Here is a 20229-nt window from a genome sequence, read left to right as displayed (position 1 = left end):
TGCTACGTTCCCATAGCCGCTATGTTTCACCGAACATCCGATCAATATCCACTATCACGATGAACCGATCATGCTGTTTCCCAATGCCCTTTATGAAATTCTCACCGGCTGCATCTCCCATTACCGGCTGCTCCTCGATGACAGAGTCTGAAATCTCAAGCACCTCATGGACAGCATCTGTGAGCATTCCAACGGTTTTCATCTCCGATTTCGAGATAGTTTCAAGAACGATGATGACATTATCCCCCGAGACCCTACGTGGCTGAAGGCCGAAAAGCACCCGTACATCGGAAACAGGAACACTTCTGCCTCTCACGTTTATGATACCCAGAACAGAATCATCGCTTCCGGGGAGCCTTGTTATGGGTTGCAGTTCAAGAACCTCTCGAACTGAGGCAATGGGAATGGCATATACACTTTCCTCAATGCTAAAGGTAAGATACTGACTGCTGTTGTCTATGGGCATAATTCTCTCCTACAGCTCTTCGAAATCCGCCGGAACAGCCGGAACAATGGCCGTCACGCGCTCCTCCCCTTTCTTATTTCCCTGAGAGGGGCCGTTGGCCTCTTCAGATTTTTTGAGCCGAAAAAAGGCTATGGTCTCGGATAATGCACTGGCCTGCCCCGAAAGCTCCTCTGCCATGGATGCCAATTCCTCACTCGATGATGCATTCTGTTGTATAACGGTATCAAGTTGTACCATTGCATTGGTAATCTGATCGGCCCCTGTGCCCTGCTCCCTGGAAGCGGCGGATATCTCCTGAACGAGATCCGCCGTCTTACGGATATCGGGAACAATCTTATCAATGAGCTCTCCGGCCTGGGTCGCCGTATCAACCGTCGTCTTGGAGAGACTGCTGATTTCCGCGGAAGCATGTTGGCTACGTTCTGCCAGTTTCCGAACCTCACTTGCAACAACGGCAAATCCCTTACCTGCATCGCCCGCCCGGGCAGCCTCAATGGCGGCATTCAACGCCAGGAGATTTGTCTGCCTGGCAATCTCCTCGATAATACCGATCTTACCGGAAATCTCACGAATCGCCTGAACGGCCTGGCCAACTGCCGTACCCCCTTTTGCCGCATCTGTTGCAGCCTGCAATGCAATCTTTTCGGTCATGGCGGCATTATCCATATTCTGTTTAATGGTGGCCCCCATCTCCTCTATCGAGCTTGATACCTCTTCGGCTCCCGAAGCCTGTTCGGCAGATCCCTGGCTTAAATTCTCAGAGGTAGAACTGATCTCTTCACTTCCCGTCGCAACTTGAGCGGTAGCATTCTGTATATCAGCGACAATCGATCTAAGATTTTCCACCATCAAAAGAAGCGAACGCCGTATTCCCGTGGCCTTTTCCACCGCCGATATATCAATCTCGAGATCGCCCGCAGCCACTTTATCGGCAACTTGCTCAACGAGAACAGGTTCACCTCCAACTGTCCTCAGAACAGAATTGGAAAGGAGAAATCCTATGATCCCGCCCAAAAGCACAGCCGCAACAATGACACAGGCCATAAGAATGACACTGGATCGATAAAGTGCGCTTGTTTGCTCGGCAATGGAATGGGCATTATTCTCCTTTCTGTCCGTAGCATCGGTTAAGGCACTGTCCATACTATCAAATTGTGTTCGAGCGGCTTCCATGGAGAGCTTCTTGGCAGCAATGATCTTCTCCATATCATGTGAAGAGCCGAGCTCAATGACTTGCGTTGTGAGAGGGAGCCAGCTATTGTAGCCGTCAAGGGCCTTGGAAACGGCAGCCTGTCCCCCCTCGGTGACAAATCGTTTTCCAGCCTCGGCAAGAAGTTCATCTACCGTTTCCACGCTTTTCTTCCAGGCTGAGGCATACTGATTTTTCAGTTCAAAAGAATCGGCCAACAAAAGATTCTTTTCCGCACGTACAGCATAAAGCGTATTGAGATTTGCTTCCTTTATATAGGAAAGCCCCAATAGTTCGTTTTCATACATGGTATCGGCGGCATCATTAATAACACGCATGTTTCGCAGACCGACAATTCCAACCAGCAAAGACATGAATGCAACAAGCAAAAAACCAACCAGAAGCCTAGCCCGTATACCCATTATATCCTCCCGAAATGACAACGTATAACCATTAGTCATAGTATGTGTCTAATAGGAATATTGTCAATGAATTTTCCAGGCAGGCATCTTTTTATTTGGGAAAAAGCGTGCCGAAGTGTAAAAGTACTAGTATTATTTTGCATACAGTTAGTAGATGAGAATGGAAGGATTTTCCCTTATGGTGAAGTACAGAGCTGTACAAACCAAAGGAGATAGTATGACAGAAACTCAGCAGATTTTTATCAAAAACCTACGCCGGATCAGAAATACAACGGGGCAATCACAGTCTTCCGTAGCGGAAAAGTGCGGCCTTTCGGCCAATTATATTGCAGGTCTGGAATCCGGTCGGAGGTTCCCCTCTCCCGCAACAATCGATAAACTGTGTGTTGCTCTGGAAATTCGCCCCTACGAGCTGTTTTATGATCCCATGAAAGACTTTCAGCCCATTGATGCCGGAAACGCACAATATGTGGTCAAACAATATATCAAACGACGTTTAGAGGAGCTTATAAAAGAGCTCGATTAGGCAAGGTATAGTGCACGTAATGCGACCCCGGGATCTCACTCTCCGGGGTTTTTCTACTGTTGCGAAAATTGGTGGCAAACAAAGCCGCGGGAAGCAGAAGGAATCACCAATATTCGCAACAGAAAAGAGGGTTACCCCTTTACCGAACCGGCAAGAAGCCCCCGAATAAAATACTTACCGAGGATGATGTAGATCAGCAAAACCGGTAATCCTGCAATGAAGGATCCGGCCATGGGCAGATTCCAACTTACAGCCTGGCCGCCTGCCAGCTTTGAGAGGCCGACGGTAATAGGGTTTGCCTCCGGTCTTGTCAGGGTAATCCCCCAAAGGAACTCGTTCCATATCTGGGTAAACTGCCAGATCCCGACGACAACAAAGGCAGGAGCGGAAAGAGGGATAAACATGCGAATAAGAAGAGAAAAAAACCCGCAGCCGTCGAGTCTTGCGGATTCGACCAGGGAGTTGGGGATCTGATCATAAAAATTTCGAAAAATAAGCGTAACGATGGGAATCCCGTAAATCACATGGGCAAGAATCAAGCCGCCGAGGGAACCGTACAGGCCGATACTTCGTAAAACCTGAAAGAGAGGAATAAGAATAATCTGATAAGGGATGAACATCCCAAATAGAAGAAAGGAGAATATCAACTCACTTCCGGAGAAACGATTCTTCGAAAAAACGAAACCGTTGACGGCTCCTACCAGTGCCGATATAAGGGTCGCTGTTACCGACAAAATGACGCTGTTCAAAAAATTGGGGCGTAGAAGATCAAATGCATCGATATAGCTTTTCCAGTTCAGCCGTTTCGGCAGGGACCACGCCCGGGCCAAATTAATCTCAGCCGGATCTTTTAACGAGGTGATAAGTGCCATATACATGGGGACAAGGAAAAGCAGAACCCCAAGAACGAGAAAAAAGTAAAGAAAAAACCTCTGCTTGGAGAGCTTATGTCGAAGTCTCATCCCTCTCTCCTTTGTTTGTGTGAGTGCATCAGATAGGGAATGACAAAGAGCGCCGCCATAATGAACAGAATAACGGCGATCGCAGCTCCCATGGCAAATTGATTGGCCCTGAAGGTTGTCAGATACATGTTTACCGAGGGATGACCGGTATTGGCGTTGTCCGCCCCCGCCATGGCATAGATGAGATCAAACATCTTCAGGGAAATATGAGAGAGAATGATCACGGCGCTGAGGGTAATCGGCTTGATGTTGGGGATGGCAATCTTCCAGTAATAGGTAAACTCTCCAGCACCATCCATACGGGATGATTCACGGATACTCTCAGGCAAGCCCCTGAGCCCGGCTAGATAGAGCGCCATGGTATAACCGGAATATTGCCATATTGCGGCGAGGAGAATTCCCAGGGTAGCCAGATTAAAGCCGTGGATCTCCTCGAAGGGAAGAAGCGGAGGGAGAAGCCATCTGCTTATAGCACAAAGGAGAAGTGAGGACGAGAAAAGAGCCGAATGAATAACCATCTTCCGGTGGATTCTGTTACGAACGGCCCGCAAAAGCAACATAAGGAAAACCAGAGCTGCAATAAAAAAGAGAATAGAAAGGAGATGCTGCCAATTGAAGGTCAGAATAGCCTTACGACTGCTGATCCAGAGGAATTCCCCTTTTTTCAGACCGAGGAAGGTGGGCAGCAGGTTAAGTCCTCCGTTGGGTGCTAAAAGCCATCGCCATATTGTCCCTGTAACGATGAAAGAAAGGGCCATGGGATAAAGAAAAATCGTTCGGTAGAAGCCCTCATGCCGAATTTTTCTATCAAGCAGCACCGCCAGCAAAAAACCTAAAAAAAGTGTTCCGACCAGCAGAATAACAGAGTAAAAAAAAGTATTGACCAGATCTTGTCTGAAACGGCCGTAGATGAATCCCGAAAAAAGTTGTCGATAATTGCCGAGACCGACCCAATGTTTCACAGGATGTTCCGCAAGGCCGGCCCCTTGTCCCCAGTCCGTCAGGGAAACATATATTGTATTAAAGATAAAACCGTAAACGAAGACGGCCACTAAAACGACCGAAGGCAATAGTACGAGAATTGCCTTAACCATGTCCGACCGGTTTTTGAGCTTTTTGCTGTGTGCCATATTATCCGTCCGCTTTGCAAAAATAAGAAGGCCGGCCCGCCGGACAAGATAATCGGTCGGCGGACCGGATATTACAACATAGACTGTGCGGCAAAATTTCCGCTACTTACCTATCCCGTTCTGAATGGCAATCGCCTGACAGGCATTTGCCGCCTGCTGGGCATTTCTGCTGGTCAGGAACATTTCCATGACGGTGGAGAAATCATTCATAAAACCTTCGTTGGCAACCACGCCGTGGGCCAGAGATCCGACAATCCGGTCCTTGGCAAAATCCTTGGCCGCCGACTGCGAATAGACATTATACAGGCTGAGATCACTGTCGGTACGAGCGGAAATGGATCCCTTAAGAGGATTAAAGGTATCGGACCCCTCTTTAGAACCACAGACCTTCAACCAGGAAAGTGTTGCATCAGGATTGTTCGTGCCCTTCGGGCATCCGAAACTATCGGCCAGAAAGATAAAAACACCGCTGGTATCGGGAGATGGGGCCCAGCCGTAGCCGGAACCGGGTTCGATATTCAGGGTGGTGGAGAGATATCCAGCCGCCCAGTCACCCATTACGTTAAAAGCGGCATCGCCGATGACCACCATGTCGGTTGCCTGCTGCCAGGAAAGGGAAGCGGCATCCGTATTGGTATAGGACAGGATCTTTCCAAACGTCTCCCACACCTTAACGACCCTGGGATCTGTCCAGGAAATCTCTCCGTTCCAGAGTGCATCATAATCGTCGGCCCCCAGTACGCCCAGGGCGACACTTTCCCACAGATGGTTTACCGTCCATGTTTGAGCCACGGCAAGGGGGACAACACCCTTACTTTTCAGCGTTTCGGCGACGGTAAAGAAGTCATCCCATGTTTTCGGAGCCTCAACACCCCACTTTTTCAAGTTGTCAGGAATATACCACAGGACATTGGAACGATGGATGTTAACGGGTACAGACCAGATACCTTTATCTGTTCCAATCAGATTGATCAGGTCCTTCGGAAAAACATCCATCCACCCTTCTTCTTCAAAGAGAGGAGTCAGATCGAGCATACGATTGGCCGCTACCCAGGTACCGATAAGCTCCTGGCCTGCATGGACCTGGAACGTTTCGGGAGGATCGCCGCCCAGCATTCTGGTCTTCAGAACGGCCTTGGCATTTACACCGGAACCTCCGGTCACCGTCGCATTAATGACATTGACATTTGGGTATTTGGACTCATACACCTTGATCAACGCTTCCAACGCAGGGGCCTCGTCACCGGCCCACCAGGAGAACAGTTCCAAATCCCCCGATGGAGCCTTGTCGGTGAGAACAACCTGCTCTACATCCATGGGAGAGGCAGGGGCCTTTTCTTCCTCCTGACCGCCTGCAAACAGGCCGGCGGAAACCATCAGGCTCAGAACAATCAGTAATCCAATGCTTTTTTTCATAGGCACTCCTTCTCAGCGTGGGGGAAAGAGTTTTCCGGGAAACCCTGGAATATTAACTTTTTCCCGGAAAAAGAAACTTATTTCCTTACCCCACAAAGATTTAATTTCATTGCATTGTACTCCCGACATAAGAGCCTGTCAAATTTTTATTACTGTTCCGAATATTGGTGATTATTCAGACCTTCATCAGGCAACGCTTTCCATTCCCGGAATTCCCAGCCACTACCTGAAAGAAATCGGATGATTACGAAAGGAAGAGGGCGTAACCCCGGTGATCTTCTTGAAAACCGAAGCAAACTGGTCAGGATGGTGAAAGCCGACTTCGGCGGCAAGATCACCAATTTTCACATCGGAATGCCTCAGCCTTTCCGCAGCCAGGGAAATTCTGTATCGCTGCAGGAAATCGTAAAAGGTGTAGCCGGTTTCCCGCCGAAAAAGCCTGCTGAGGTAGACCTTATGGATATCGACCCTTTCGGCCACGCGTTCCAATGAAAGCTCCTTTGCATACTCTTTCCGGATAAGGTCCAGAACAAGACGAATTTTGCGGTTGCCTACCCGAGGAAAGACAATCTTCCCTGCTTCGCCCGATAAGAGGGTATATTGGGCACGAAACCAATCGGCAATCTCCTGGAGGGTATCAGCGGCTTCCAGCTCGGCGACGGGAAGTTCTGCCGACTCATCCAAGCCGATGCGTTTCCGCTCCCGGTGAAGCAAGGACAACAGGCGTCTATTGAGCTCGGAGACATAGTGATACTGCATCATTCCCGCAAGATCACGGCGATAGAGTCTTCCGATTTTTTCCGCAGCCTCCTGATACTTTTCCTGTGTCAAAAGCTCTTCGATATTTTTCATCCTTCTGTCAATCTGTTGAGGAGAAAGATCGGCAACAGGCTCCACGAGGGCGGGAGTGATGATACAATTGGCGCCGAAAAAAAGCCGATACGAAGCCAGATGCTTTACCTTCCGATATTCTTCCGGCAACATTTCCGGCTCCGCGAAGGAATTGCCGAGAACCAAAGAAATTTCCTTTGTATTGCCAAGTTCATTCCGCAGCGCAACGACGCTCTCTTCCACCACACGATCATTCCAGAGATCTCCGGTAAAAAGAATGAGGATCTTTTCATCACCCAAGAAAACCCAATCCAGAGTTTCGGGATGCCCCACATTCATAAGCCGTTCGGTAAAGCATTCGGACTCGCGTTCGGGCCTATATCCACCGACCAACAAGAGTCTGAAAGGGGCATCATTTTTCCGGAACCGGCACCATGAATGAAAACTAAGCGGATCCCCCTGTTCTCCGAAAAGAGCCCGGCCAAAAAGATCGCTCCTCGATGGTCCGGGAGACTCCTGACCGGAAGGGGCCCGGCGATGAGGAACAGGGAGGGCTCCTTTCAGTACGTGGTAGAGACGCTGTTCATCCAGAAAATCCTTCAGAAGGTAATCGGCGACACACAGTCGGATCGCCCGTCTTGCATAGGAAAAACTTTCATAGCAGCTGAGTATGACAATGGGAATATAGCGATCTTCTCTTCTCACCTGCTCGATGAATTCAAGACCGTCCATAACAGGCATGGCGATGTCCGTGAGAATCAGGTCGGGAGAGACGGAGAAGAACATCTCAAGGCCCTTCTTCCCATCCGGAGCCACTCCGCCCACGGTAAACTCCGGGCCATTCCAAAGTTCCATCCGAAGGATTCGATCGACTGCAGCTTTTTCATCCTCGACAATTAATACTTTTAATACTTTATTCATCTTCACACTCCCAAGGGATTACGATTACGACCCTTGTACCCTCATGTTCCCGGCTTTGAATATCCAATGTTCCGTTTTCGCCGTACAAAATGGCAAGCCGTTCCCGTATGTTTCCTATACCGATCCTGTTGAAATGTCCCTTGTCGGCGGAGCTGTTCTTGCATCGCTCCAATTCCTCCCGATTCATTCCCTTTCCATCATCGGAGACCGAGAGAAGCAAATGGTCCCCTTCCCTCCTGGAACTGAGGAGAATGACACCTTCCCTCTCTGCGGTCACTCCGATCCCGTGAAAGAGGGCATTTTCAACGATAGGCTGCAAGATGAGCCTCGGAACCAATGCCTTTCCGCACTCTTCGGAAAGATCAGTTTCCAGCCTGAAGCTGTTTCCGTAACGCAAGTGCAAAATAGTGCTATAGCGCTCCACCAGATAGCACTCCTCTTCAAGGGGGATAAGGTCCTCCATGCCACCAAGGACAGCGCGCAGCAGGGCATTGAAAGACTTAAGACTTTCATAAATTTCCATGTTCCCCGCCTCCTCAGCCTGGCTTCCTATGGCGTTAAGGGTGTTGTGAATGAAATGGGGGTTGATCTGGGCCTGAAGGAAATCCAGTTCATACTGGATAGAACGCAATTCGGCTTCTTTCTTTTCTTCCTGCTCGTGGTAGATGTTTTTTATAGATTCATTGACGCTGTTAACCAGCCGGTTGTAGACAGAAACCAAATAGGCAATTTCACCTTCGGCTTTGATATCTATGGGCTTCAGCACCTGTTCGCTGTCGTAGGCGTGCATGGCGGAGGTGAGGGCCGATAGAGGACGGGTGATGGCACTGGCAACGGAATAGCTGATAAGAAAGGCAAAGACAATGAACGCGAGGCCTATAATCGATATATAAAAAAGGGCCAGCCTGAGATTATGATTGAGGCGCTGATAGGGAACGAAGCCCACGACGGACCAATGAACCAGCTGGACAGGGCGAACAAAGGCCAAATAGCGTTCCGAACCAATTTTGAGGGAAACAGGGCTCTCCCCGGAAATCCGCCCCACCCTTTCCGCCACCTGAGGATCATCGAGCAGCTTGCCGGTACGATATATGACGGTACCATGGTTGTCAACGATGCCGAGGGAGGTAAATAGACGGTCTCGGTTTTGCTGGAAGATTGTCTGGAAAAGAATCCCTTTGCGAAGAACTGAAACAAGATATCCCATCAAAAAATAGTTATCGTCAAGAAGTCTCTGATACAGGATCAGATGAGGCTGATCCCCGTCGCCATGAGGCATGGTTTCGGGAAAGGTTTCGGGCGGTGAAAAATAGTAGACATAATGGCCAGTAAGGAATCGTGCGAAATCATCACTTTGAAGAATGGCTTTACTATACACGATCCTTCGGTATACACCATCCAGAATTTCCATGTTTCTATTGATAAGGACCATCCGGCCGACCAACCCGGTCCCGGAGATACCCGCGGCATAATCCTTGAGAAGGGCATCCGCGTTTTTTTCTTCCATAGCGACTCCGGTAAGAAGTTTGATAATATAAGGATTATTCTTGACTTCATCGCAGCCCCGAATGATTTGCAGCAGTTGTTCTTCGATATCTCCGGATATTCGGGAAATGCGGACATCCATCTGATTCACGGCATTTTCTTTTATCTGAGAGGAAAAGATGGCGGTAATTACGGCTGAAATCAGCAGAATGATCAACAGAATCGTGAGAAAGTAACTCAGGGTCAGACGAAGAAGAATGGTACGGGATTTCATTCGTGCTCTTCCTCCAAAGCCTCTCCTATATTCATGGGAATTTCCGTGTTCGGGGGTATGGGGGTACCCTCCGTCACATGGCGATAGAGTATCCTGGCTGCCTTTGCACCCATGGCAAAACCGTCCCCATAGGCCAGTACCATATTCTCCCGCGGTATCGCTGTAGGAGCGGAAGTGGGATAAAGCCCGCAGACGAGGGAGTCTTCGGCAAGATCAAGCTGACAGAGGGCGGCATATACGCCCAAAGCCCCAGCGTTGTTGCCGACGAAGACCACCCAGTTCGTAATCTCGGGGTGCAGGGCCAGCATGGCATGCATCTTCAATATCGCGCCGGTAAGATCACTCTTATCGAACTCTTCCGACCATCGCTTGTAATAGCCTGAAGGTAAAAAGAGGGGATCGGTCAAGAGGCAGGCAGCCCGAAGTCGCTGTTCGATTCCGGCATCTCGTTGTGAGCCTAAAAGCAGAAAACCAACATTCCTGCGATAATCATGCAGCCATCCCCGGGCTTCCAGCTGCCGTTTCATCCAGTACCCGCCCTGGGTTCCCAGGGAAAGATTGTCGGGGCCAATATGAGGTGCCAACTGCCGTCCACTCATATCCGTCAGCTTTTCGTCGACGGAGATCAGGGGGATATCTGCCGAAAAGGCCTGGTCCACCAAAAGGCGGCCGAGCCGGCAGTCCGGAGTGCTTAAGGCAATTCCATCCACCTCTCTGTTGACCGCGGCACTCAAATTCGACAGAGTTCTGTTGTGGTCCATTTGATTGTCGAGGATAAGCGGGTCCGCACCAAGTTCCCTGCAGACGGAAATGAATCCGTCCACTTCCCAACGATACCAGAGCATGTCCGTCCGTTTCACAAGGAAGGCAAGATGGCAGTCAGGTTTTTCCTTCGGATCCTGAGCGATCTCGAAGAAAAGATAAAAGATAAGGAGAGCAACAGCTGCAAAAATAACCAGCCACACGAGAAACTTTTTTGACAGTCGTCCTTCTGTGAACATCGCCGGAAACCACCAGTGTTATTGTAACATGGCTTTTGAGGATGGAAGATAAATCATGATGCATATATAGTTTACAAATCGTTCACATGAAACATCATGTACATACTATTTATGTGACGCTATTGATTATTATAATCAGAATAATTATACTAATGTGAAAATTAGACCTAAAGCGGAGGAGCAAAAAAGTTCTGACGTCAGGGGACGAGAATGAAGATCCAAAGCAGCCGATTATTATCTGTTTCCAAACATTATTGTAGTAGCTGTCTCATAAGCTCCCCTGAAAAAAAGCGAAACAAGGAGGGAGCGTATGCCGCTGAGCGTAAAAGAATGGACGGCACAGGTTATCAAGCAGGATGAGATCGATAGATACCTCAAAAACGGAAGGGATTTCATCGATGAAGAAGAGATCAAGAGCTTACTGCAGAACAACAGGAAGTCAGATAAGACGAGGATTCGGGATATCCTCGCAAAATCGCTTGCGATTGAACGACTTGGACCGGAAGAAACCGCTGTACTTCTGAATGTAAGAGATGATGATCTCTGGGAAGAGATGTACGAAACCGGCCTGAAGGTCAAGCAAAAGGTCTACGATAATCGTATCGTGTTCTTCGCCCCCCTCTATTGTTCGAACTATTGTGTAAATAGCTGCCTTTACTGCGGCTTTCGTGCGGAAAACAGCCACGAAAAGCGACGGCGCCTGACCATGGAAGAGGTAAAGCAAGAGACAGAGGTAATGGTGACCGAAGGGCATAAGCGGATGATGATTGTCTACGGCGAGCACCCCCTCTCCGATGTCAACTATATGTGCGATACCATCAGGGCCGCCTACGAGGTCAAAAAGCCTGCCCGCAGGGGTAAGGGCTTCGGACAGATTCGAAGGATCAACGTAAATGCCGCTCCCATGTCCATAGCGGATCTCCACAAGCTGTGGGAAGTGGGAATAGGAACCTACCAGGTCTTCCAGGAGACCTATCATAAACCAACCTATGCATCCCTCCACCCGGCCGGAACCCTCAAGGGAAACTATCGCTGGCGCCTCTATGCACTGCACAGGGCCATGGATGCGGGGATCGACGATGTTGCCATGGGGGCCCTCTTCGGTCTCTACGATTGGCGCTTCGAGGTGATGGGACTCTTACAGCACACCATCGACCTCGAAAATCATTTCGGGATCGGACCCCACACCATCTCCTTTCCGAGAATGACTCCCGCCAGCGGATCAGATTTCAGTGCAAACTCCTCTTATCTTGTCGACGATTCCAGTTTCAAGAAGCTTGTTACCGTCCTGCGTCTTGCAGTCCCCTACACGGGGCTGATTGTAACGGCGAGAGAAGCCCCCGGCATAAAGAAAGAGGTGATCAAGGTTGGATGCACCCAGACGGATGCCTCCACCCGAATCGGTATAGGCGGCTATACAGAGACCCTCAAGGCCCTGCAGGAGCGGGAGGACTACCCCTACGAACAGGATCAGGATATCCAGCAGTTTACCCTGGGGGAAACCCGCCGCCTCGACGCGGTGATGAGGGAATTCGCCGAAATGGGGATGATATCTTCCTTCTGTACCGCAGGATATCGATGCGGACGAACAGGCGACAAGATCATGGGGCTGCTGAAAAGCTGCAAAGAGGGAAAGTTCTGCAAGCTCAATGCGGTACTCACCTTCCGTGAATATCTGGATGATTTTGCCTCCCCTGCGACAAAGAAGGTCGGGGAAAAGGTGATCGCAAAGGAAATGGAAGAGATTCGGAACGAGCCGTTTTTCAAGAAGGGGACGCTTCTTGCGACCTTCGAGGAGATGGTAAGGCGCACCGAGGCGGGAGAACGGGATGTCTATATCTGATCGGATCGGGACCCTTTTCGATGAAAATCAGGACAGGCTCTCGGCCCTGCGGCAGGTAACGGTATGGCTGGAGCGTGAGTTTGGTCAACATGTATGGATCTGCTCGATTTTCGGAAAGCGGTGGGCCTACACCGTCGGGACTTCAGAGGTGCTGACCGGCCGGAACCGCAGGGATCTTGGCTCCGGCTGGGGTCTCCTTGCCGATGAGTTGCGTCTTTCCCCTGAGCAGTGGAAGGAGCTCTGTTTGGCTCTTGCGGAATCTTTAAAAGAAAGGGTGGCAGTACAGCAATGACGATGGACGGAGAAACCAGACGGGAGCGGGACCTGCTCGGTGAAATGGATATTCCTCGGGATGCCTACTGGGGAATCCACAGCCGAAGGGCCGCCGTCAATTTTCCTATTTCAAAACAGTCGGTTTCTCCGGAACTGATACACGCCTACGGCATGGTGAAACTGGCCGCCTGCCAGGTAAACCGTGCCCTTGCGACCTGGGAGAGCCGAAAAGGAGAGGCCATTGAACAGGCCTGTGGTGAGGTGGCAGCGGGGAAATTCGACGAGAGTATCATTGTCGACGCTCTTCAGGGAGGAGCGGGAACATCTACCAACATGAATGTCAACGAGGTGATCGCAAACAGGGCCCTGGAAATTCTCGACCTTCCGAAGGGTTCCTATCAGGTCATTTCACCACTCGACGATGTCAATCTCCATCAATCTACCAACGACACCTACCCTACAGCCCTGCGGCTTGCGGCAATCCGTCTTATCGAAGTACTGGAAAAGGAGATTGTCGCCCTCCAGGAGGCCTTCCAGGCAAAGGAACGGGAGTTCGCCTCTATCGTGAAGATTGGGAGGACCCAGCTTCAGGATGCCGTTCTTACCACCCTGGGGAGGGAGATGTCGGCCTATGCCGACGTCCTCTCCAGGGACCGCTGGCGTTTATACAAAACGAAAGAACGGCTGAGAGTGGTAAATCTCGGAGGAACGGCAATCGGTACCGGACTGGGAGCCCCCAGAAGCTATATCATGCAGGTAACCGAAAAGCTCAGGGGGCTCACCGGTATCGGCTTTGCCCGGGCGGAAAATCTGATCGACGGAACCCAGAATGCAGACGTTTTCGTCGAGGTCTCGGGCCTGTTGAAGGCCTACGCATCGACCCTGGTCAAAATCTCAAATGATCTGAGGCTTATCTCTTCCGGGCCCCAGGCGGGGTTCTGCGAAATAACGCTGCCCCCCCGCCAGGGGGGCTCCTCGATCATGCCCGGAAAAATCAACCCGGTCATTCCCGAGGCTGTGGTGCAAAGCGCCTTTATGTATATGGGATACGATCAGGCCATCACCCTGGCCGCCTCATCGGGAAATCTTGAACTCAACCCTTTTCTCCCCCTTATCGCCCACTGCCTGCTTTCCGGCATCGGCGAGCTGAGCTCGGCGAGCAAGGTCCTGGCGGAGTTTTGCGTCAAAGGGATTAAGGCCCGCAGCGATGAAATAGGACGCCACCTTGAAGGGGCCAGCGCCATAGCCACCGCTCTCATCCCCTCTATCGGCTATGAAAAAGCCGAAGAGCTCCTTCTTTTTGCAAAAGAGAAGGGTTCGACCCTCAGGGAAGCCGCGGTTGGGCTTGGGCTTTTGAGCGATGCGCAGTTTACACAGGCAATATCATCAGAGGCGGTCACCCGCCTCGGCACACCCCAGGAGTAAGGTATGACAAAGACACCGAAGGGCTTGCGCCTCCATATCGGCATCTTCGGAAAGCGCAATGCCGGCAAATCGAGCATTCTCAACGCCCTCACGAAACAGCAGGTATCCATTGTTTCCGACCAGGCAGGGACCACCACCGATCCCGTCGAAAAGCCGATGGAGTTGTTACCCCTGGGGCCCGTTCTTTTTATCGACACGGCAGGTATCGACGACGAAGGGGCCCTCGGCGCCTTGCGGATCGAAAAAAGCCGCAGGGTAATGGACCGGCTGGATATCGCCATGATCGTCATCGAAGGGGAAAAGTGGGATCATTTCGAGGATCTGCTGCTTGGGGAATTCAGGAAGCGGGAAACCCCGGTTATCGTCGTCATCAACAAAACAGACCTCTATGGAAGGGAGTTCTCCGGGCTCCCCGCCAAGCTGGAGGAAAAGAAGCTCCCCTACGTTTTTGTTAGTGCCAAGGAAGAAAGTGGAATTCTGGAATTAAAACAGGGCCTGCTCAAAAGCGTACCCGCAGATTTCGTGAATGAGCAGGAGATCATCGGAGATATTGTCAGGGACGGAGAAACGGCAATTTTAGTCATCCCCATCGACAAAGAAGCACCCAAGGGACGACTTATCCTACCCCAGGTACAGACGATCCGCAATATTCTCGACAGCGACGCCTGCTGTATGGTGGTCAAGGAGCGGGAACTTACCGCAGCCCTGGAGATGCTTAAAAAGCCACCGAAGATCGTGATCACCGATTCCCAGGCCTTTTTGAAGGTTGCCGCAGATACACCGGACGATATCCTCATGACCTCCTTTTCCGTGCTCTTCGCCCGCAAACAAGGCGACCTTCTGGAAATGGTCAGGGGGACTCTCGCCATCGATGATTTGAAATCGGGAGACAAGATCCTCATAGCCGAAGCCTGCACCCATCATCCCATTGCCGAAGACATCGGTCGGGTAAAAATCCCCCGCTGGCTTACCCAGTACACCGGAGCAAAGCTTACCTTCGACCATATCCAGGGCCATGACTTTCCACCGGACCTTTGTACCTACAGCCTGGTGATCCACTGCGGGGCCTGTATGACGAACCGCAGAGAGGTGCTCTCACGCATCATGACCTGCAAGGCCGCAGGTGTGCCCATCACCAACTACGGACTCACCATCGCCTACTCCCTCGGCATCTTCGAACGTGCCCTGAGGCCTTTTGATTTTGCCTACGACTACTGGAGGAACCGGAACAGAGATCAAAGGGATTGAGTCCGGCGGCGGCAACCGGGCACAAAGCCTCATCAAGCCCGCCGGTGCTCATATCCTTTGTTCATATTCTTCGTCTGCTCTTCAGGCTTGCGAAGATGCTCTGCAGCACGATAAAGAAGCAGAGTAATGCCGAGAGGACGATCTTGTTCCACCATGAGGAAAGTGTCCCGTTGCTGCGGATATAGGTCTCGATGGTGGCCTTGATCATCACCCCGAAAAAGCTGCCGATCGCCGTTCCCACCCCCCCGGTAAGGAGGGTTCCGCCGATCACCGTGGAGGCGATGGCCTCCATCTCAAAACCCCTGGCCTGTTCCACAAAACCGCTCGTTGTATTGAGGCAGAAGACGAACCCCGCCAGGGCCGCAAGAAAACCGTTTAGCACATAGGCCCGCATCTTTATCCTGCGCACATTCAGGCCCATGAGCAGGGCCGATTGCTCGCTGCCGCCGATGGCGAATACCCCTCTACCGAACTTGGTGTAGCGCAGAATATACCAGACGGCTATAAGGGCCACCAGAGCGATTATTACGCTCGGATGGATAAACGGATAAAGTTTTATCCCCCGTTTGTTTACCGTAGCCCCGAAAAAAAGATAGATATTCTTCGTCGCCATGTCGAGAAAGGTTTGGTTATCGGTGATGGCGATCTGGTTCACGCTGATCATGGCGGTCAACCCCCGACAAAAGAACATCCCCGCCAGGGTCACGATAAAGGGCTGGAGCTTGAGATAGGCAATAAGCCAGCCCTGTACAATGCCGAAGAAAACGCCGAAGAGAAGAACCAAGCCAATCGAAAGCCATGCGTTCATGCCATGGTTTTGCATCATGTCCGCAAGCATCATGCAGACAAGGCCGATTACCGAACCGATGGAGATATCGATCCCGCCGGTGATAATGACAATGGTCATACCGGCCGCCGCTATGATGAGCCCGGCATTATCGATGAGCATGTTCATCAGGGTCTGCATCTTGCCGAAGCCCTGTTCATGATAGATGAGCACACCGGCGAAGTACATGATGATGAACATAACGATGGTGATGACCAGGAGGAAACTGGTTCCGCTTATTTTCCGTTTCGCTATGCCGAGGATATTCATTGTGCAACTGCCTTTCTCATCTGGATTTTTTGTTTATAGATCGACAACCATCGTTTAAACTCACTCGACTGGATGGCCACAATAAGTACCACAACAATAGCCTTGTAGACAGGCAGCTGGTCGGCGGTGACACCCATGGCATACAGACTCGTGGTAAGGGCCTGAATGGTGATGGCCCCTATAACCGAACCTGCCAAACTGAATTTTCCTCCGGCGAGGCTGTTGCCTCCCATGGCGACGGCAAGGATGGCGTCGAGTTCCATGTAAAGCCCGATATTATTCGCATCGCAGGAGTAGATACGGCTTGCCGATATGACTCCGGCAACAGAGGCCGTCAAGCCGCAGATCAGATAGCAAAGAAAGGTAATAAAGACCGAATTGATACCGACGAGGCGGCCCGCCCCGCTGTTAATACCCACGGACTTTATGTAGAGTCCCAGCGCCGTGCGCGTCAAAAGAAGATAGGCAAGCAGCACAACTCCGATGGCAATGAAGACGGGCGTCGGCACCACGACACGGGGAAGAAAGCCCCCTATGTTCTTGAAGGAATCCATGCGCACATAGAGGATCTGGCCGGGAACCATCCGTCCGTTGATCTCCCTGGCGCTGATGAGCTGGGCAATACCCCTACCGGCGGTAAAAAGGATGAGGGTGGCGACCATTGCCTGAATCTTCATCTTCGCAACCAGAAAACCGTTGAAGGCGCCGCAGGCGAGTCCTGCGACACAAGCTGCAAGAATGCTCAAAACCAGGGGGGTGGCATAGAAATCGTAGCTTGAGCCGAGAAGGCGCACACAAACCGCTGCGGCAAGGGCGCTTACCGCTCCGACGGAGATATCTATCCCCCCCGAGGCGATAACCAGGGTCATTCCCACGGAAAGAATGATCAGCTCACTGGCACGATTAATGATATCGACGATATAGCCGTACAAAACACCGTTTTGAATGGAGATATTGAAAAACGCCGGGGTCTTAATAATATTAAAGAGCAGTACAAGGCAGAGTGCAAAAATGGGTAAGAACAGCTGTTTGTGGCTTATCGTTCGTATAAAGGCCTTTATGCCTATTTGTTGCTGTCTCATGAACACGTTCCTCCGGCTATGGCAGCCATCACTTCGTTCTGAGAAAGATCGTCGTTGGCAAGCTCCCCGGTTTTTTGTCTGTCGCAGAGTATATAGAGGCGGTTTACGGTACGCAGCATCTCCTCGATCTCCGAACTGATGAAGAGCACCGTGACACCTTCTTCTGCAAGCTTAATAATGAGTTTCTGGATCTCGGTTTTTGTTCCCACATCGATGCCCCTTGTCGGCTCATCGAGGATCAGGAACTCCGGATTGGTTATAAGCCAACGACCGAGGATCACCTTCTGCTGATTCCCGCCGGAAAGCTGTTTCACCAAGGTATCGGGAGAGGGTGTCTTGATATTGAGAAGCCGGATGTATCGATCGGCAAGTTCGTTCTGTTTGGCAAGAGGGAGAAGTCGAAAGATGCCGGTTTTCGCCTGCAGAGCGATGATGAGATTTTCCCTGACGGAAAGGTCGCCGATCACCCCCTCTTCCTTTCGGTCTTCGGGAAGGAAGGCCATCCCGGCCCGCATAGAGTCGATGGGAGCGTGGGCCCGCAGGCTACGCCCCTTGACGAAGAGCTCCCCCTTTTCGGGTCTTTCGGCGCAGTAAAGCAGACGGGCCAATTCGGAACGCCCGGAGCCGAGGAGACCCGCAAGGCCGATGACCTCTCCCTTTTTTATGTCGATATCGAATGGCTTAATCATGCCGGAACGGGAGAGCCCCACGGCATGAACCATGGTAGTTTCATCGCTGGCTGACCCTCCTGTTTCGGTCTTCACGCTTCTGATTTCGGCAAGATCGTCAAAATCACGGCCAAGCATTTTGGCCACAAGCTGTACCCTCGGAAGCTCGGCGACCGGATACTGACCCACCTGCTCTCCGTTTCTCAGGACCGTAATCCTATCGCATACCTCATATACCTGATCAAGGAAATGGGTCACAAAGACGACACCGACCCCGTGGTCCTTTAGATTTCGCATAACGGTAAAGAGTTTTTTCACCTCATTATCATCGAGAGAGCTCGTCGGTTCATCGAGAATGAGCACCTTGCACTGGAAATCGACGGCCCTGGCAATTGCCACCATCTGCTGTATCGCCACGGAATAATCGGCAAGGGGCTTTGTGGCATCGATATCCACCCCGACGATTTCCAGTGCACGGCTGGCACGTTTGTTCATCTCGTTCCAGTTCACGGCCCCAAAGGTGGTAAGGGGCTGGCGCCCCACAAAGAGATTCTCCGCAACGGTAATGTTGGGACAGAGGTTTATCTCCTGATAGACTGTACTGATACCGTTTCTCTGGGCCTCTTCGGGAGAGTGGTTCACGACCGGCCGATCAAAGCCGGAAACACGAATTTCGCCGTCGTCCATAAAATAGACGCCGGTCAGCACCTTAATGAGGGTACTCTTACCGGCGCCATTCTCCCCCATGAGTGCGTGGATTTCTCCGCTTCTCAGGAAGAAATCCACATCATTCAAGGCCTTGACTCCCGGAAAGGCTTTACTGATATGCCGCATCTCCAGAATATTTTTTTCTTCCATCGCTTTCCCCGGATTCGCTCGCGGTTGCAAAGAGGCAGGGATAGGATATCCCGTGCCTCTTTCCGATTGCTTACATCAGTATTTTCGAGTGGGTAGAACCTCGGCGGCATTCTCCTGATCGAACACCTTTTCCACCACGTACTGTATCTTGTCGACCTTCTGCCCCTTCTCGAGCTTCTGGATGATCTCCGCTACCCTCGGACCGTGTAAGGGATTACATTCCACGGCACAGTTGAGCTCTCCGGCAATCATCTTATTGAAGGCCTCGTGAACGGCATCGAAGGAAACGATAATGATATCCTTGCCCGGGACCTTTCCGACAGCCTTGATGGCATCGATGGCGCCGAAGGCCATGTTATCGTTCTCGGCAAAGACGATATCGATATCGGGATAGGCCTTCAGAAAGGACTCCATAACCTCCTGCCCCTTCGCCTGGGTAAATTCACCGGTCTGTTTTGCCAGGAGATGAAGATGGGGATTGGCATCCAAACCTTCGGTAATGCCCTGGGTCCGTCCTACCTGAGCCGAAGAACCGATGGTTCCCTGAAGGAGCACGACGTTCAAATCCTCCTGATCGCGTCCGTTCTTTTTCAGATAATCGTTGAGCCACTTTACTCCGTCCTGCCCTTCCTTAAGGAAGTTCCCACCGACCCAGGCGGTGTAGAGGGAGTCGTCAGAGAGCTTCATCTGGCGGTCCGAGAGGATCACGGGGATTCCGGCGGCCTTTGCCTCGCCGAGGACCGTTTCCCATCCGGTTTCCACAACAGGAGCGACAACGATGTAGTCGACATCTTGTTGGATGAAGTTTCTTATCGCCTTGATCTGATTCTCCTGCTTCTGCTGGGCATCATCAAAGATCAGTTTATAGCCGTTCGCTTCGGTAAACGTGCTTTTGAAGGATTCGGTATTAGCCGTCCGCCAATCTGATTCGGCGCCGACCTGTGCATAACCCACCACGATAAGCCCGTCATCCGCCTGAGGAGCCTCGGATTCGCCATTTGCAAATAAAAACCCACCAACGATTGTCATTAGGGCCAAAGAAAAAACCAGCAGCCTTTTCATACAATCTCCTCCTTGAAATAGTTGTGATGAAAAAATGGTACGGCCACTTTC

The 20229-nt window shown here is 51.2% G+C and carries 17 protein-coding genes; 5 read left to right on the top strand and 12 right to left on the bottom strand.

What is annotated here, in order from left to right; all coding sequences use genetic code 11:
* Positions 1-19: 19 nt before the first annotated feature.
* Together F459_RS0101165 and F459_RS22005 are read right to left on the bottom strand one after the other, a co-directional pair.
* On the bottom strand, positions 20-466 hold the full coding sequence (locus F459_RS0101165; RefSeq protein ID WP_020610902.1) for a chemotaxis protein CheW: 447 nt from the start codon (positions 464-466) through the stop codon (positions 20-22).
* A 9-nt stretch (positions 467-475) separates the two neighbouring features.
* Positions 476-2077 carry a methyl-accepting chemotaxis protein gene (locus F459_RS22005; protein ID WP_020610901.1) on the bottom strand — a complete coding sequence of 534 codons (1602 nt, stop codon included), beginning with the start codon at positions 2075-2077 and terminating at the stop codon, positions 476-478.
* 217 nt (positions 2078-2294) lie between these two features.
* Here F459_RS22005 and F459_RS0101155 point away from each other — a divergent pair, with 217 nt between their 5' ends.
* Positions 2295-2603 carry a helix-turn-helix domain-containing protein gene (locus tag F459_RS0101155; RefSeq protein ID WP_020610900.1) on the top strand — a complete coding sequence of 103 codons (309 nt, stop codon included), beginning with the start codon at positions 2295-2297 and terminating at the stop codon, positions 2601-2603.
* A 131-nt stretch (positions 2604-2734) separates the two neighbouring features.
* Here F459_RS0101155 and F459_RS0101150 read toward each other — a convergent pair whose 3' ends face one another.
* From F459_RS0101150 to F459_RS0101120, 6 genes are all read right to left on the bottom strand, one after another.
* Positions 2735-3565: a carbohydrate ABC transporter permease gene (locus F459_RS0101150; RefSeq protein WP_020610899.1), complete on the bottom strand. Its 831-nt coding sequence runs from the start codon at positions 3563-3565 to the stop codon at positions 2735-2737.
* Positions 3562-4695 carry a carbohydrate ABC transporter permease gene (locus tag F459_RS0101145; RefSeq protein WP_020610898.1) on the bottom strand — a complete coding sequence of 378 codons (1134 nt, stop codon included), beginning with the start codon at positions 4693-4695 and terminating at the stop codon, positions 3562-3564. Before F459_RS0101145 ends, F459_RS0101150 begins: the two co-directional genes overlap by 4 nt.
* A 102-nt stretch (positions 4696-4797) precedes the next feature.
* A complete protein-coding gene (locus F459_RS0101140) occupies positions 4798-6111 on the bottom strand; it encodes an ABC transporter substrate-binding protein (RefSeq protein ID WP_020610897.1) in 1314 nt (437 codons plus the stop codon).
* 222 nt (positions 6112-6333) lie between these two features.
* The gene (locus F459_RS0101130) at positions 6334-7863 is read right to left on the bottom strand and encodes a helix-turn-helix domain-containing protein (protein ID WP_020610895.1); all 1530 of its coding nucleotides are present in this window, start codon (positions 7861-7863) and stop codon (positions 6334-6336) included.
* The gene (locus tag F459_RS0101125; RefSeq protein ID WP_020610894.1) at positions 7856-9622 is read right to left on the bottom strand and encodes a sensor histidine kinase; all 1767 of its coding nucleotides are present in this window, start codon (positions 9620-9622) and stop codon (positions 7856-7858) included. The genes F459_RS0101130 and F459_RS0101125 overlap by 8 nt, the downstream gene beginning before the upstream one ends.
* Positions 9619-10623, bottom strand: a complete 1005-nt coding sequence (locus tag F459_RS0101120) for a substrate-binding domain-containing protein (RefSeq protein WP_020610893.1) — start codon at positions 10621-10623, stop codon at positions 9619-9621. Before F459_RS0101120 ends, F459_RS0101125 begins: the two co-directional genes overlap by 4 nt.
* Before the next feature lie 310 nt (positions 10624-10933).
* On the opposite strand from F459_RS0101120, the gene hydG reads away from it, so the two are divergent.
* The 4 genes from hydG to hydF are packed head-to-tail and all read left to right on the top strand — an operon-like array spanning position 10934 to position 15412.
* Positions 10934-12466 carry a [FeFe] hydrogenase H-cluster radical SAM maturase HydG gene (gene hydG / locus F459_RS0101115; protein WP_020610892.1) on the top strand — a complete coding sequence of 511 codons (1533 nt, stop codon included), beginning with the start codon at positions 10934-10936 and terminating at the stop codon, positions 12464-12466.
* Positions 12453-12758 (top strand): hypothetical protein, encoded by a 306-nt coding sequence (locus F459_RS0101110; protein WP_020610891.1) that lies wholly within the window; start codon positions 12453-12455, stop codon positions 12756-12758. The genes hydG and F459_RS0101110 overlap by 14 nt, the downstream gene beginning before the upstream one ends.
* On the top strand, positions 12755-14164 hold the full coding sequence (locus F459_RS0101105; protein WP_020610890.1) for an aspartate ammonia-lyase: 1410 nt from the start codon (positions 12755-12757) through the stop codon (positions 14162-14164). Before F459_RS0101110 ends, F459_RS0101105 begins: the two co-directional genes overlap by 4 nt.
* Before the next feature lie 3 nt (positions 14165-14167).
* A complete protein-coding gene (gene hydF, locus F459_RS0101100) occupies positions 14168-15412 on the top strand; it encodes a [FeFe] hydrogenase H-cluster maturation GTPase HydF (protein WP_020610889.1) in 1245 nt (414 codons plus the stop codon).
* Between the two features lie 61 nt (positions 15413-15473).
* Here hydF and F459_RS0101095 read toward each other — a convergent pair whose 3' ends face one another.
* From F459_RS0101095 to F459_RS0101080, 4 genes are all read right to left on the bottom strand, one after another.
* Positions 15474-16508 carry an ABC transporter permease subunit gene (locus tag F459_RS0101095; RefSeq protein WP_020610888.1) on the bottom strand — a complete coding sequence of 345 codons (1035 nt, stop codon included), beginning with the start codon at positions 16506-16508 and terminating at the stop codon, positions 15474-15476.
* Positions 16505-17590 (bottom strand): ABC transporter permease, encoded by a 1086-nt coding sequence (locus F459_RS0101090; RefSeq protein WP_020610887.1) that lies wholly within the window; start codon positions 17588-17590, stop codon positions 16505-16507. The genes F459_RS0101095 and F459_RS0101090 overlap by 4 nt, the downstream gene beginning before the upstream one ends.
* The gene (locus F459_RS0101085) at positions 17587-19116 is read right to left on the bottom strand and encodes a sugar ABC transporter ATP-binding protein (RefSeq protein ID WP_020610886.1); all 1530 of its coding nucleotides are present in this window, start codon (positions 19114-19116) and stop codon (positions 17587-17589) included. The genes F459_RS0101090 and F459_RS0101085 overlap by 4 nt, the downstream gene beginning before the upstream one ends.
* A gap of 75 nt (positions 19117-19191) precedes the next feature.
* Positions 19192-20178 carry an ABC transporter substrate-binding protein gene (locus tag F459_RS0101080; RefSeq protein ID WP_020610885.1) on the bottom strand — a complete coding sequence of 329 codons (987 nt, stop codon included), beginning with the start codon at positions 20176-20178 and terminating at the stop codon, positions 19192-19194.
* Positions 20179-20229 lie beyond the last annotated feature (51 nt).

The sequence above is a fragment of the Sediminispirochaeta bajacaliforniensis DSM 16054 genome, from assembly GCF_000378205.1.
GTDB classification, from domain to species: Bacteria; Spirochaetota; Spirochaetia; order DSM-16054; family Sediminispirochaetaceae; genus Sediminispirochaeta; species Sediminispirochaeta bajacaliforniensis.
This window is presented reverse-complemented; position numbering and strand designations above follow the sequence as displayed.